Below are 14,339 nucleotides of genomic sequence, written 5' to 3' on the forward strand. Positions count from 1 at the left end.
TCAACCCCCCTCCGCATGGGCGTCCATGGCCTGCCGCACCCGGCGCAGTGCCTCGTCGACCGCCTCGCGCACCACATGGGCCTGCGGCGCTCCGACGACTTCCACGACGACCGGCAGATGGACGTGGATGTCATGGCGTGCGTCCTGTTCGGCGAGAGCGAGTTCGGCCTCGCTGCCTTCGAACGGCACCACCATCTCGCCCCGCCGCACCAGAGCGATCCCCGTCCTGCGCACGCGTCCGCCGCGTGGCCGCGCGTCGCCGCTGCCCGGCCAGGGGCCCTCGGGGCGGCCTGTGGCGTCCGTCATGAAGACTCCTTCGTACGGTGTCTGCCGTGGCTGTGGACGAGGTCTGTCCCGCTACGCCACCACCGGCGGCAGCTTCCGTTCCGTGCCGTCGTCGACGACGGCCTCCCGCGCCACACCGCCGAAGACCGCCGAGGGCGCGCCGCTGATCACGGCGTTGGACGGGTTGGCCGAGGTGATGAGGCACTTGTTGAACAGCAGCTTCTTGAAGTCCCACTCCTCGGTGCTGCTGCCCTTGGCCTGGTACAGCCCGATGGAGAACTCCGTACCCTCCATGGCCATCTTGGTGAGCAGGGCCGCCGCGCCGCCGATGGCCTTGACGGTCAGGGTGAAGGTGAAGCTGGCAGGGTTGGCGATGTACCCGACGTGGGTGGCCTCCAGGGAGTGCACCACCTCCGTGTTCAGGGTGAACGTCGGGGTGAAGGAGTCCACGGGGGTGAGCGGCGCGTCGACCTTGTTGTCCACGACGACGGCCAGACGGGTGTCGGCCCAGGTGCTGGGAGTGGTCACGGCGTCCTCCGGTAACCGGCTCAGGACTTGAGCGCGAGATTGATGTCGAGAAAGTGGACCGAGCCCGCGTAGGTGACGGTGAGCAGCACCTCGACGACGCGTTCCGTGCGCGCCGCGGTGAGCGTCGTGGCCTGGCCGGGGGAGCGGTTGGCCTCGGCGGCCTCCAGGATCGGCAGCAACGGGATGTCGATCGTGTATTCGGTGATGATTCCCGAACCGACCAGGGGGCTGAGGATCCCGTCGATCCTCGAGCGCAGTCCCTGCATGCCCAGACGGTCGATGCGCGTGTCGCCGATCGCGCCGATCAGACCGGCCTTGAGCAGGAACTCGATGTGGTCGAGGACGCGCACGACATCGACGTAGAGCCGTTGGGTGTCGGTGGTGTAGCAGCGCCCCGAGCCGAGGAACAGGCCCTCGCCCGGGATCAGTTCCGGGTCGATCACCGGAATGATGAAGGCTTCGGCCAGTTCCTTGATCTCGGAGCCGGTGAACTGTCCCTCCAGCGGGATCCTCACCTCGCGGACCGGCTTCATCAGCACACTCGCATGCGGGGGGAATCCGGCGATGGCGCCGGTCACCGCGGCCGCGACGTCGAACGCCGGTCTGCCGTTGTCGACCTTCACCCGCGCGGCGACCAGGATCATGCGGCTGGAGTCGCTCTTGACCTGCGTGTACGCGCTGTTGGCGGCCGCCGCGAACGTCGCGTCGCCCACGGCGAGATCAGGGTCGACCATGGCGACGCCCATCCTGGCGGAGCCGGCCTTGCTGACGTCGTCCACATGGTTTTTGAGCAATTCCAGCTGGGCTGGATCGACCTCGCCGGCCAGGCAGACGAACTGGACGGGCAGGGCGGCGGCCGCGGCCAGGGCCGCGCCGTAGTCGGGTACGGGAGCGGCGGGCTCTCCGTCAGGGCCGGGTGTTCCGTCACGGGTGCCGGTCGCAACGGCGTAGACCCGGGAAGGTGCCGGGTCCTGGAGCAGAGCCGCCCGCACGGCGTGATAGAGCGGACCGGCGCTCTTGCCGTGGTCGGCGATCGCGCCCTTGTCCAGGTTCGCGAGGTGCTTGCGCGCGTCCGCCTCGTCGCCGATCTGCAGCGGGACGCCGGGCTCGGCGTCTCCGAATCCCCCGGTCGAGCCGACGACGGCGATGTTGCCCACCGCGCGTCTGGCCAGTGACTGGAGGCCGCGTGTGTCGATGGTGACCTTGATGAAGGGGAACTCGGCGGTCACGGTCATGCTGTCACTCCTGGCGGTGAGGGCACCGCGACGGGCACGATGCCGATGTGCCTCAGCCGGGTGGTCAGTTCGGTGAGGCGGGCCGCACGCAGACGCGCGGTGTCGGAGGGGTCGATACCGGTGGAGTCCGTGGGAAGGTCCCCATCGTCCAGGGCGGTTTCCGGGAACAGCAGCAGTGCGGGCGTTGCCGTGCGTACGGTCGTCCCGGGCGGTGGCTGCGGCAGCTCGGCGCTCGCCGCCGTCCGCGCCATCCCGAGCTGGATCCCGGCGAACTGCGCGGCCAGATCGTCGAACGGGCCGTCGAGCACGAAGGCCACGCAGACCACCTTGAAGGCCGTCTCCGTCGCCGGCTTCGTGGCGTCCTCGACCAGTTTGAGCCGGAGCCGCAGTGGATTGTGCGGCGTACTCAGGCCGGCCCGAAGCTCCTCGAAGGTAACCCCGCGCCTGCGCAGCAGGTCACCCAGAGGCGCTTCGGCGCTGGTGTCGAACCGCTCCTCCAGGATGCCTACGAGCGAGACCAGCCGGCGTTCCCGCAGGGCTTGCGCATCGGTGGGCACTGATCCGTCCTCGGCGACGATGCGGGCGTCCACGGCGTCGAGGGCGGCGATGCCACCCAGATCCTCCACGCTCACCTCGGTGACCGAGGTCTGCACACCCGCGCGGCTCGCGAGCAGGGTGAGGTCGAGCCGGGCGTCGGCGTCCACCGTCGGTTCCGTCAGGGGCAACTGGGCGGTCAGTCTCCACTGATGGGTCGACTGGATGTCGTACAGGTGTGCCTCGACCGGCTGCGGCGTCCGGGACGCCGGCATCAGGCTCACCTGACGGGTCACCACGGCGGTGACCGGTCCGACCGTCGCCTCCTGGGACAGGAACGCGGTTGCGAGCAGGCGGTCGCCCACCTCAGCGGTCAGGAGTGCGGCGCGCTCGTCCGCGTCGAGCAGACGCAGCAGTGCGCGGTCGCGGAAGCGCATGAGGATCTCCTCTCCGCGGATCGGGTCTGGCACGGCACAGGTGAGGTACCAGCCGCACTGGAGATCGACGCGTGGTGGGCGAAGAGTTCACACGTCCTGGGGAGCGCGGCAGGCCAGGCGGTCACATCCGCTCCGCCTGCGATTGCGGTCCTTGTGGCCCCGTCCCACGGTTGAGGAATGATCAGCACCAGCGTCGCCCCCATCCCGCTCGAGCTCAGGCCGCGTGGCATCGCGCTGTCCAGGGACGGAGGGCGGCTGTACGTCAGCAGCTCCGACAGCACCGGCTTCGTCTTCGTTCTGGAGACGGCCGGTCATACGGTGCTGAGCAGAATCGACTGCCCGGGGGCGGGCGCGATGGTGATGACGCCCGACGGCGGCCGTCTCTACGTCGCCACCAGCGAGGCGGCCACGGTGTCGGTCATCGACACGGCGACGAACACCCTGGTGCGCAGCGTCTCCACCACCGCTCCTGCCTTCGGGCTGGCCGTGACGCCGAACGGCTCCCGCGTCTACGCCACGATGGGCTCCAACGAGGTGGCGGTCATCGACACGGCCTCCGACCAGATGATCCGTACCATCGTTGTGGGCGGCGACCCCCTGGGCGTGGCGGTGACGGCCGATTCCGAGCGCGTTCTGGTGACCGATCTGTCCGACGCCACCGTCCATGTGATCAACGCCAGGACGGACACCGTGACAGGGACGCCCATCCCGGTGGGGCAGTTTCCCCGGGCGGTGGCCGTGACCCGGGACGGCCGACGGGCCTTCGTCGTCAACGGCCAGGACGCCACCGTGTCCGTGGTCGACGTCGTCGCCGGTGCCGTGACCGACGTCATCGAGGTCGGTGACTTCCCCAAACAGGTGATGATCTCCCCGGACGGCGGCCGCGCCTACATCAGCAACGCCGGGGACGACAGCATTTCCGTGGTCGACACCGGCAGCCTGCGGGTGATCAGGACCACCCGCATCCCGGGCCCGCCGGCCGACATGGCCCTCACCGCCGACGGGCAGCGCCTCTACGCGGCCGCCTTCCGGGAGCGGTTCGTCCTGCCCTTCGACACCAGAACCCTCACCATGCCCGTCGGCAAGCGCCCGGAAGGTGTGGCGCTCTCCCCGGACGGCCGGCGAATCTACCTCAGCGAGGCCGGGGCCGACAGCGTCGCTGTCATCGAGACGCACGAGACCCAGACGACCGCCGGTCAGCTGCCGGCGGCGGTGGCCGTGTCCCCGGACGGCCTGCGGGCGTATGTCGCCAACAGCGGATCCAACAACGTGTCGGTGATCGACACCGCCACGCGCCAGGTGACCGAGACCGTCCCCGTCGGTTCGGTGAGCACCCTGGCGATGTCACGCGACGGGCGGCAGGTGTATGTCGTCGGGCCCGGCGAGCTCTCGGTCATCGACACCGACACCCGCAAGGTCGCCGGCACGCTCGCGCTGCCGGACCCGTCGGGAGTGACGGTCGGTCATGACGGGGCCCGTCTCTATGTCAGCGATGCCACGACGGGCACGGTCACCGTGATCGCCACCAGCCCCCTCGAAGTGGTCGGTGATCCGATCCCGGTCGGGCAGAGCCCCCGGAGCCTGGACATCACTCCCGACGGCAGGCACGTCTACGTCGCCAACACCGGGTCCAGCAGTGTGTCGGTGGTCGACGCCGTCGCCCGCGCGGTGACGACCACGGTCGAGCTCGACGGGGAGCCGCAGTTCGTCACCGTGAGTCCCGACGGGCGACAGGTGTACGTCAGTTGTGTCGGCCGCGGGGACACCGGGGCGGGCTTGATCGGGGTGGCGGTCATCGACACCGTCGGCCAGACACTGAGCGGAGCCCCGATCCCGGTCCGGCCCTTCCCACAGGGTTCCGCCGTGAGCCCCGACGGCAGCCGCCTGTACGTGGCGTCCTTCTCGTCCACCGTCCACGTGATCGATACCGCCACCCGCGCGCTCCTGGAGACGATTCCGTCCGGCAGGACCTCGGCGACCGTGTCCCTCACCCCCGACGGCCGGCACGCCTATGTCACCGGCCCCGACACCGACTTCGTCACGGTGATCGACACCCATGCAACCCGGCTCAGGGTCGGCGACCAGCCACTGGGCGTCGCCGTGACCCCGGACCATCGACGTGCCTATGTGGCGAACTCCGGCAGCGGCACCGTGTCCGTGATCGACACGGACGCCCTCAAGGTGTCCGGCCCCCCGATCTCCGTAGGAGGCCGGCCCCGGGCCGTGGCCCTCGCCCCCGACGCGGGACGCCTCTACGTCACCGACTCCGACTCCGGCACCGTCATCGTGGTCGACACCGTGACCGGCGCCGTGACGGGAACCCCCGTCCCCGTCGGCAACTCGCCCGCAGGGCTGGCCGTGGCACCGGACGGCTCTCACCTGTACGTCGCCTGCCCCGGCGCGGGCACGGTCACCGTGATCGACACCGCCGCCCGCACGGTGACCCGCACCGCCGTGGCCGGAGTCGCCCCGCTCGACCTCGTTCTCACTCCTGACGGTGCCAGACTCTTCGTGACCGACTCGGGTTCCGATGCCGTACTCGTGCTCGACACCGGAAGCCTGGAGGTGACTTCCTCCGTGCCACTGCCCGGATCCCCTCACGGTCTTGCGCTCTCCCCCGACGGGCGGCTCCTCCTCGTCACCGTCCCCACGGCACGCGGCCTGGCCCTGATCGACACCACCACTGTGACAGCGGTCGGCCCGCCCGTCGTCGTAGGCAACGGCCCGCACGGTGTCGTCGTCGCGCCCGACGGACGGCAGGCCTTCGTCGTCAACGCGGCCTCCAACACGCTCACGTCCGTCGATCTCTGACGATGTGACACTCCACCCGGTTGGCCGCCCGGTGGTGATTGCGGGTGGCTCGAGGCAGTCCCATGCTGAGTCTGTGATCAACCCCAGCACCGCCCCGATCCCTCTCGGCATGACCCCGGACGGCGTGGCTGTCTCCCCGGACGGCCTACGGCTGTACGTCTCCGGTCCCGTGGACACCGGAACCGTCCTCGTGCTGGACACCGCCACCCACACGGTGGCGCACCGGACGGTCTGCTCCGGTGCCACGGACATGGCGCTCAGCCCCGACGGCGGTCGCCTGTACGTCATCGACCGTGAGACGGACTCGGTGTCGGTCGTCGCCACGGACTCGATGACGGTGACCGGGAGCATCCCGACCGGGTTCGCGCCGGCGAAACTGGCGATGACCCCGAACGGCACACGCCTGTACGTCACCATCCAGCCAGGCGGCGTCGCCGTCATCGACACGGCGTCGAACCAGGTGATCCGGACCGTCCAGGTGGGTGAGGAACCCTTCGCCGCCGTCGTCACGGCGGACGGTGGGCGCGTCTATGTGACGGACCGTCTGTCCGAGGGCCTCGTGCACGTGATCGCCACGGAGACCGACACGGTCGTGGGGACGCCGATCGAGGTGGGCCGGATGCCCCTCGCGGTGGTGGTGACCCCGGACGGCCGCCGCGCTTTCGTCGTCAACCACGACGACGCCACCGTCTCTGTGATCGACACCGCCGCCGGCACCGTGATCGCCACGGTCGAAGTCGGCTCCTTCCCCCGGCATGCCGTGATCTCCCCGGAAGGCAGCCGCCTGTACGTAGGCAACGAGATGGGCGGCGTGTCGGTCCTCGACACCCAGACCCTGACGCTCGTCACCACCCTCCCGCTCGACAGCGGCGCGGGAACGATGGCCCTCACCCCCGACGGACACCGCGCCTACGCCGCCGACTTCGGAGGCATGTCCGTCCTGCCCTTCGACACCAGGACGGTCACCGTCCCCGCCGGCAAACGTCCGGAGGAGGCGGCGATCACCCCGGACGGTCAGCAGATCTTCGTCACCGACGCCGCCGACGGCACCGTCACGGTCGTCCAGACCCGCCCGCTCCGGATCACCGCGGGCCGGACCCCGAGCGCGGTGGCCGTGACCCCGGACGGGGCGCACGCGTTCGTCCTCGACGACGGCCACGGCGTCGCGGTGGTCGACACCGTCGAGGGCAAGGTCACCGACACCATCGATGTCGAAGGCGCGCACGTGATGGCCCTGTCCCACGACGGCCGGCGGCTCTACGTCGGCGCGCCGCAGACACTCTCCTCGATCGACACCGCCACACGGCAGGTCACCGGCACGGTGCCGGTGCAGGACCCGGGCGGTGTGACGGTGTCCCCGGACGGAGCCCGGCTCTACGTCACCGACATGGCCACGGAGACCGTCCTGGTCATCGACACCGACCCGCTCCGCCTCCTCGGCGAACCGATCGCCGTGGGCCAGAGTCCGCAGGACCTGACCGTCACACCGGACGGCCGGCACCTCTACACCGGGAACGTACTGAGTCACGACGTCTCCGTCATCGACACGGTCGACCGCACCGTGACGGCTACCATCCAGATCGGCAGCCGCCCCGGATTCCTCACCGTCAGCCCCGACGGGCGGCGTGTCTGCGTCAGTTCCGCCGAAGCCGCGAACCTGACCGTCATCGACACCGCCACCCAGTCCGTGAACGGCGAGCCGATCCCGGTCCTCCAGGTCCCGCAGGGCCTGGCCTTCAGCGCGGACGGCAGCCGGCTGTACGTCGCCGCTGTCCACTCCCGGGCCGTCCACGTGTTCGACACCGTCACCCGTGCCCGGATCGAGACGATCCCGGCGGGCCTCGCCCCGACGGCGCTCGCGCTCAGTCCCGACGGGCGCCGCGCCTACGTCACCGGCCCCACCGCCGGCGCGGTCTCGGTGACCGACACGAACACGACCAGGGTCCGGATCGGAGGCCAGCCCCTGGGAGTGGCGGTGACTCCCGACGGCCGGCGCGCCTACGTGGCCGACGCGGCGACCGGCACCGTACACGCGATCGACACCGCGACCCTGCAGCTGGCCGGCCCACCAGTGCCGGTCGGCGGCTCGCCGCGGTACGTGGCCCCGAGTCCGGACGGCGGGCGGCTCTACGTCACCGATCCCGCCACGGACTCCGTGGCAGTCATCGACACCGTGACCGGCACGGAAGCCCGAGCCCCGATCCCTGTCGGCGGCTCCCCGGCGGGGCTGGCCGTCAGCCCCGACGGCCGGCGCGTGTACGTGGCCGGGTCCGGCGCCGGCACCCTCTCGATCGTGGACACCACCACGGGTACGGTGATCGGCGCTCCCGTACCCGCGGGCGTGGCCCCGCTCGATGTGGCTCTCACCCCGGACGGGTCCCGCCTGTTCGTGACGGACACCGGAGCGGACGCGGTCCTGGTCATCGACACCGGGGCGCCGACGGACGTCCGGTCCATCTCCCTGCCCGGCGCCCCGCACGGCGTGGCCATCAGCAGCGACGGCCGCAACCTGCTCGTCACCGTCCCGGCGAGGAAGGCCCTGGTCGTGGTCGACACCACCACGCTCACGACCACCGGCATCCCCATCCCCGCCGGCAGCGGACCGCACGGCCTCGCACTCGCGCCCGAGGGCCGCCGCGCCTACGTCACCAACGCCGCCTCCAACACCGTATCGGTGGTGGACTGGTGAAATTACAGGCCGCCAGTAGCGGCTTCATCCGGGACACGTGGCCGACTTCAGCACCACCCCGATTCCGTCGGGCCACGTTCCGTTCGCACCGGCGCTCGCACCCGGCGGGCGGAAGCTCTACGTCACCGACTCGGACGAGACCGTCTCCGTGATCGACACCGCCACCCACAAGGTCACGAGCACCTTCGCCTGCCCTGGAAGGGCGGAGGGCGTACGTCGCCGGCACCGCCTCGAACACGGTGTCGTTGGTGGACCTGTGAGTGATGACCGGTGAGGAGGTCCGGCCCATGGGCGAGTTCGTCATCGTCACAGGCGACGAGGTAACGATCAAGCCCCCGGAGGACACCGGGGCGATGTACACCCTCGTCCCGCCCACTCCTCTCCCGATCGTGGGATCGAGCCCGCATGCGCGGGTGCGCGGCGTGCCCGCATGTGTGCCGGACGACATCGAGAAGAAGCTCAAAGCGGCATTCACCTATGTCGCCGGAACGTTCACGGTCGCTGGCGGCGGAGACATCTCCTTCGAACTCGAGGACGCCAACAAGTCCCGGAAGACCGTGGACACGACGACGAGCGGTTCCGAGGAACCGCTCGTCGTCAGCGGTGTCGCATTCAAGGCGAAGTTCACCTTCACGAAGTCCGCCCAGGATCCCAACGGGGTGGTCGACGCCGACCGGCAGCCGGCCTCGTCGAAGGACGGGACGGCTTCCTTCGGGACCCCTACCAAGAACGCGATCCTGCGCGTCCAGTAGAGGCAGTGCTGCGGGCCTGGCCGCGCCTGCGGATCCGGGACCGGCCGGCACCGGCTCCTGGCCCCGTCGTCGTGTCGCGGGTGCGGACAGGCCTGCCGCTCACCTCGATCCGGGGCATCGGAGACATCGGGGCGGCCGAAGTCGACGAGGCGGGGGTCGGTGACCTGGTCGCGCTGAGCTGCGCCGCAACGGAGACCGTCGCCGGGCTGCACGAGGTGTCGGACAAGAGGGCGCGGAGGCTGATCACCGAACCGGGCCGGTCGGTGCGAGCGCACGGGAAACGAGTGATCTTTCCCGCCTGAGCATGGCCATCGCGTTGACCACGTGGAAGCGGACGCCCACCGGCCAGGCGGTCCCGCGCGGCCGGCGGATGACTTCCGGCAAGAGGCGAACCGGGCCGTTCGTGCCGGGGAGACTCAGCTCTGCCCGGCCCCTGCCAGAGTGGTGAGGACGCGCCGGGTCTTGCTCTCGGGATGCTCGGAGAGGGTCACCCCACGGTCCCGCATCGCGTCCTCCAGCTTTCGCTGCCTGTGCTCGGCCCGCGCTGTGAGCTTCTCCGGATCATCCTCGTCCTTCGGCTTCACCCGGATCGACCCCTCCAGGAAGTCCAGACCGGCGACCGACCACGCCTCCAGGTCCACCTCCAGGTCGTCGAGTTGGACGTCGTCGAACTTCGTCGAGTGAATCGGCCCCAGCGCGACCAGCCTGCCGAGCCGGACGACGGGCACACAGGCATGCAGGAACTGGTCCTGTACGGCGTCGATCATCGTGGCGGGATCGGCTCCGGGCTCCGCCACACCAGACAGCGCCCCCGGCGGGTGATCATGAACCAGCGAAGCGGAGAGCACGCGATTCTTCCCCGACCAGTCCTCCTCGATCTTGTACTCGAACGGATCCGCGTCGAACGGAGCGGAGAACCGGCCGACCAGCTGCTCCCGGACGCATGGACGCAACTTGACGGTCAGGTCGTCCGCACCATCGCCGATCCTGAACCTCACGATCACGCCGGCGTCCAGCAGGGGCACGCGTCCCTGGGCGACGCCCTCCTGGTCCTCGGCGAACCAGATTCGGCGCGTGGTGATCGCACTGCTCGATGCGCCGAGGACCTCGAGCGCCGCCGCCACGTCGTCCTCGATGTTGACCTTGATCTCGATTGGCGAGAGATGCATGGCGTCGCTCCCACACTTGTCGCGCACGTCCTGTGGAGACCCCCGGACAGAGGCGTCGAACGTCGCCTCGTTGAATCCCCTCATTTCAGGATATCCAATCCTGCGTGAACTTCCTGTCGGCATCGGGACTAAGGTCCGCGAAGGGAAAGTCAGTTGAGGGACGGACGCCGGGGCGCGATGCGACCAAGTTGAACGAGAAGCCTCACGATTGAGCCGTCAAATGTATTCCTCCGTCAACGACTTGCCGCCCGTTCCGAGCCCTCAAGCTGTAAAGGATGACGTGGAGCCCATTGACAGTCCGACTCGGCGCCGCCCTGACGAGAGCGTGACACGGAAGCAGGCGCCCGGCTCAGGGCAAACCGTGTCCCCTCCTCTCCGAAGAGGTCGTGAATGCCGACCGTATTGCGGAGCCGACCGGCTATCAGTGGCTCAGTGAGCGGTTCGCGTCACCCACACTCCGTGTCCGCTTCAACTATCAGAAGTCGAAAGGCATTCGCTTACATCCCAGGATGCGAAAGCGCAACCCAGGGCGGACGATGGAGAAGGCGGAAGCCCGCTCACAGGGCGCTTGTGGTGCCGCGGGCGGAACGGCGTGGTCGTCGAAGTTGCCCGTACTGGGGTGCCCCCGCTCCGTGGCCCCGCTCGCTTCCGAACGGGTCTTACTGCTACGACGTTTCCCCTGGGGCGCGCGCCGGGATCGAGGTCATGTCCTTGCGTGTCCCCTGCGCCCCGCTCGTGTCCGCCACGACGAGCATGCGCAGAGCCACGGCACTCGAACAGGCTGGATTCGCGGTCGACTTGCCGGGGACGTCCGGACTTCAGGTCGGCATCGTGCTGGGCGGAGCATCAGCGAAACCCTTGAACGGTTCGTCACTGACATTGTTGCCTCGGCAATCACATGAGCTCGTGCAGAAGGACGCATGGTGGTGCCCCTCGGCATCGCGTCCGAAGTGAACGAGCACGCACAGGAGTTGATGCCCGGGGAGGGCCACTGGCCAGGTCTGCGCCACGGTGGGAAGCAGGGCCTCGCTCGGAGTGCGGGTCGTCGACACCGAGCGGATACTCGAAGGAGACGCGGTTTTCACCTCTTCGGTCATGTGCACGAAGCAGACGGTGAAACCGCCCGCTGCACGGCTGAGCCGGCATCCCGGAATTCACCTCGCCGTCCAGAGACGCGGAGCAGGTGTTGTCCGGCGCGACAGACGCGATGGTCCGGTCACAGCAAAACCCGTCCGCCTGGTGATCAACACCGTCGATGCGCCGCCTCCGGCGCGGACGATCGACGAAGGCGAGCTCCAGTCGGGGCCGGCGTGATTGTCCTGAAACGCGGAGAACAATCCACGCAACAACATCCGATGAGTGAGATTTCACCGCCCCTCCTCATGTACGCGAGGTGTCCCATGACCAGGACCAGCCACCTCAATTGCATCATCCCCCCACACTTGCTCGAGAAGCTCCTGAGCACTGACGACAGCGAAATGCGCCAGGTTGCGCTGAACACCTTGATGACCACCGCTCGGTTGCGGGGTGAGCGAGGCGTCCGGGCGTCCTTCGCCGGCCTGGCCACGCCCGGCAATGGCCGACGGACCGTCTTCGACTGCAAGCACAGCACGCTCCTCGCTTCGGCTGTTCTCGCCCGGTCGGAGGACGGACCGGAGTCCGCTGATGCGTCCGTCAACCGTGCGTTCGACGGACTCGGAACGACACGCGACTTCTACAGGAAGGTGTTCAACCGCAACTCGATCGATGGCGAGGGCATGCGCCTGGACGCGTTCGTCCGCTTCGGCGAGAGGTTCAACAACGCCTTCTGGGACGGGCAGCAGATGGTTTTCGGTGACGGGGACGGAAGGCTGTTCTCCGACTTCACCGGATCCACCGACGTGATCGGGCACGAGTTGACGCACGGAGTCACCGAGCTCACTGCGGGACTCAAGTACCACAACCAGTCCGGGGCCCTGAACGAATCCATGTCGGACGTCTTCGGGTCGCTGGTCAAACAGTGGTCGCTGAAGCAGTCGGTCGATGAGGCGGACTGGCTGATCGGTCCTGACATCTTCACTCCGGGAATCGACGCCGACGCCCTGCGATCGATGAAGGCCCCGGGGCACGCGTACGACAACGACCTGTTCGGCAAGGACCCCCAACCCGACCACATGGAACACTTCGTCAAACTGCCGGACACCGAGAGGGGTGACCTCGGCGGGGTGCACGTCAACTCCGGCATCCCGAACAAGGCGTTCTTCCTGACGGCGACGCGCATCGGCGGATTTGCGTGGGAGGCTCCCGGACTCATCTGGTTCGAATCGCTCAAGGCTTCCAACGCCGAGACGCAGTTCCAGGAATTCGCGAACACCACCTACCGGAAGGCCGCGGAACTGTTCGGTGACGACAGCGCCGAACAACTGGCCGTACTGGCGGCCTGGCAGGATGTAGGCATCCAGATCAGCGGGATCCTGGCAGGCGTCGCCCGGGCACGAAGCCTCGCTGCCAACCGGAACGGCCGGAACGGTGGCGCGGGCGGGGACAAGGGCCTGACAACGGTGAGCCAGCAGATCGGCGCACTGGCCGCCCAGGTGACGGGGCTGGCCAAGGACGTGACCGCACTGAAGGGCAAGTGACCGACGGCGGTCGACGCGGGCGACCACAAGCGGCGACGAGTGCCGGTCGGCCGGCTGGGAGGGTGTGCCCGATGAAGGTGACCTGGGAAACCTATGGAGGCCAGGCGGCTGCGATCCGCCTGGGCCTCCCGCCCAAGGTGCTGGACACCGATGCCCTGCCCGAGAACACGGCAGGGGAGCTGGACCGGCTGGTGGCGGCAGCCGTCCCTGAGGCCGAGGAGAAGCGGTCCGACCGCGCCAGGGACGCCATGAGCTACACGATCACGGTGGAGGACGGCGGTCACTCGACCGCTCTGACCCGGTCTGACGCCACCATGACCCCGGCCTTCGCGGCCCTGCTGAGCTGGCTTGAGAAACACGCCGCGCAGCAGTGACACACGCCGCGCAGCAGTGACACGCGACGCGCAGCGGTGACACACGCCGGTGAGCGTCACCCGCGCGCTGGTGGCGCTCGAGCACCTTGTGACTCGAGCACTATGTGAGGGGCCCCATCCTGCTGACGGCCCCTCACAAAGGGTTGTCAACAGCGCTGGAACGGAGTGCATTCTGCCGTTTGCGACGCACCGCACCTTCAGGATCCTGAGATGCAACCGGCGTGCGAGAAGGGCATCATGAAAAGGGGGTTCTCTCTCCTTGGAGGCGATGAGGATGCGACGTGTGTTCACCGCCGCAGCGGCCCTGGCTCTTCCAATTGCCCTGGCGGGCGCGCCGTCTGTTGCTGCGTCCACTGGAACTTCTGCGCATTCGGCTTCGGGTGTTCAAGTCGTGCACCATTTGACGAATCAAAAGAATCTCGTATCTCAGGGCCCGGATGATGTCTGCAACTACACCAAGAGTCGACCGAGCCTTCAGCAAGGCTCGTCCGGGCGTGCGGTCCAACAAGCTCAGTGCTACCTGAATCAGGCAATCGGTGCAGGCCTGGACGAGGACGGGGTCTTTGGGCAGTTCACAAGGACCGCGACGAAGGAATTCCAGCAATGTGCCGGTATTGTCGTCGACGGGCTTGTCGGAGCACAGACCTGGTCCTTCCTTTCCTTCTGGGCCAACTCTCCGGACGCTCCGTTCTGTTGACAGGCCCCGTGTTGCAGGTTCCTGAGCTGGGCAGGCGCCCATGGGCCTGCAACGGCCCTTCGTAGGCCTTGGTTCGGCGACGCTCACCGCAACACTGATGGCGACAGCTTGATCCTCGGCACAGCCCTCTGAAGCACTCAGGCCAGCGTGGCCATGTGTACGGCCGTCCACACGTCCGTCCGGCCGGTCGTGCGGGGCCTGCCCCTGCGC

At 68.6% G+C, this 14,339-nt stretch carries 13 protein-coding genes; 8 read left to right on the top strand and 5 right to left on the bottom strand.

Annotation, left to right across the window (positions count from 1 at the left end):
* Genes OG788_RS39975 through OG788_RS39990 form a run of 4 tightly spaced genes read right to left on the bottom strand, consistent with a single transcriptional unit; the run spans position 1 to position 3,019 of the window.
* Positions 1–306, bottom strand: a complete 306-nt coding sequence (locus OG788_RS39975) for a hypothetical protein (protein WP_406375831.1) — start codon at positions 304–306, stop codon at positions 1–3.
* Positions 307–357: 51 nt separating this feature from the next.
* Complete coding sequence (locus OG788_RS39980; protein WP_356756379.1) at positions 358–813, bottom strand: hypothetical protein; 456 nt, start codon at positions 811–813, stop codon at positions 358–360.
* 20 nt (positions 814–833) lie between these two features.
* Entirely contained in the window at positions 834–2,048 is a 1,215-nt protein-coding gene (locus tag OG788_RS39985) for a hypothetical protein (RefSeq protein ID WP_406375832.1), read from the bottom strand.
* Positions 2,045–3,019 (bottom strand): hypothetical protein, encoded by a 975-nt coding sequence (locus OG788_RS39990; RefSeq protein ID WP_406375833.1) that lies wholly within the window; start codon positions 3,017–3,019, stop codon positions 2,045–2,047. The genes OG788_RS39985 and OG788_RS39990 overlap by 4 nt, the downstream gene beginning before the upstream one ends.
* A 177-nt stretch (positions 3,020–3,196) precedes the next feature.
* Here OG788_RS39990 and OG788_RS39995 point away from each other — a divergent pair, with 177 nt between their 5' ends.
* The 5 genes from OG788_RS39995 (at position 3,197) to OG788_RS40015 (ending at position 9,573) form a co-directional block, all read left to right on the top strand.
* Positions 3,197–5,830 carry a beta-propeller fold lactonase family protein gene (locus OG788_RS39995; RefSeq protein ID WP_406375834.1) on the top strand — a complete coding sequence of 878 codons (2,634 nt, stop codon included), beginning with the start codon at positions 3,197–3,199 and terminating at the stop codon, positions 5,828–5,830.
* 73 nt (positions 5,831–5,903) lie between these two features.
* Positions 5,904–8,519 carry a cytochrome D1 domain-containing protein gene (locus OG788_RS40000; protein WP_406375835.1) on the top strand — a complete coding sequence of 872 codons (2,616 nt, stop codon included), beginning with the start codon at positions 5,904–5,906 and terminating at the stop codon, positions 8,517–8,519.
* Between the two features lie 37 nt (positions 8,520–8,556).
* On the top strand, positions 8,557–8,793 hold the full coding sequence (locus OG788_RS40005) for a YncE family protein (protein ID WP_406375836.1): 237 nt from the start codon (positions 8,557–8,559) through the stop codon (positions 8,791–8,793).
* A 13-nt stretch (positions 8,794–8,806) separates the two neighbouring features.
* Positions 8,807–9,271 carry a hypothetical protein gene (locus OG788_RS40010; RefSeq protein WP_406375837.1) on the top strand — a complete coding sequence of 155 codons (465 nt, stop codon included), beginning with the start codon at positions 8,807–8,809 and terminating at the stop codon, positions 9,269–9,271.
* Positions 9,272–9,351: 80 nt separating this feature from the next.
* Positions 9,352–9,573, top strand: coding sequence for a hypothetical protein (locus OG788_RS40015; protein ID WP_406375838.1), 222 nt, complete (start codon positions 9,352–9,354; stop codon positions 9,571–9,573).
* 114 nt (positions 9,574–9,687) lie between these two features.
* Here OG788_RS40015 and OG788_RS40020 read toward each other — a convergent pair whose 3' ends face one another.
* Positions 9,688–10,440 carry a hypothetical protein gene (locus tag OG788_RS40020; protein ID WP_406375839.1) on the bottom strand — a complete coding sequence of 251 codons (753 nt, stop codon included), beginning with the start codon at positions 10,438–10,440 and terminating at the stop codon, positions 9,688–9,690.
* Positions 10,441–11,882: 1,442 nt separating this feature from the next.
* On the opposite strand from OG788_RS40020, the gene OG788_RS40025 reads away from it, so the two are divergent.
* The 3 genes from OG788_RS40025 (at position 11,883) to OG788_RS40035 (ending at position 14,129) form a co-directional block, all read left to right on the top strand.
* A complete protein-coding gene (locus tag OG788_RS40025) occupies positions 11,883–13,058 on the top strand; it encodes a M4 family metallopeptidase (protein WP_406375840.1) in 1,176 nt (391 codons plus the stop codon).
* A 71-nt stretch (positions 13,059–13,129) separates the two neighbouring features.
* Positions 13,130–13,432, top strand: a complete 303-nt coding sequence (locus tag OG788_RS40030) for a protealysin inhibitor emfourin (protein WP_406375841.1) — start codon at positions 13,130–13,132, stop codon at positions 13,430–13,432.
* 283 nt (positions 13,433–13,715) lie between these two features.
* On the top strand, positions 13,716–14,129 hold the full coding sequence (locus OG788_RS40035; protein WP_406375842.1) for a peptidoglycan-binding protein: 414 nt from the start codon (positions 13,716–13,718) through the stop codon (positions 14,127–14,129).
* Positions 14,130–14,339 lie beyond the last annotated feature (210 nt).

The sequence above is a fragment of the Streptomyces sp. NBC_00647 genome, from assembly GCF_045207245.1.
Lineage (GTDB): Bacteria > Actinomycetota > Actinomycetes > Streptomycetales > Streptomycetaceae > Streptomyces.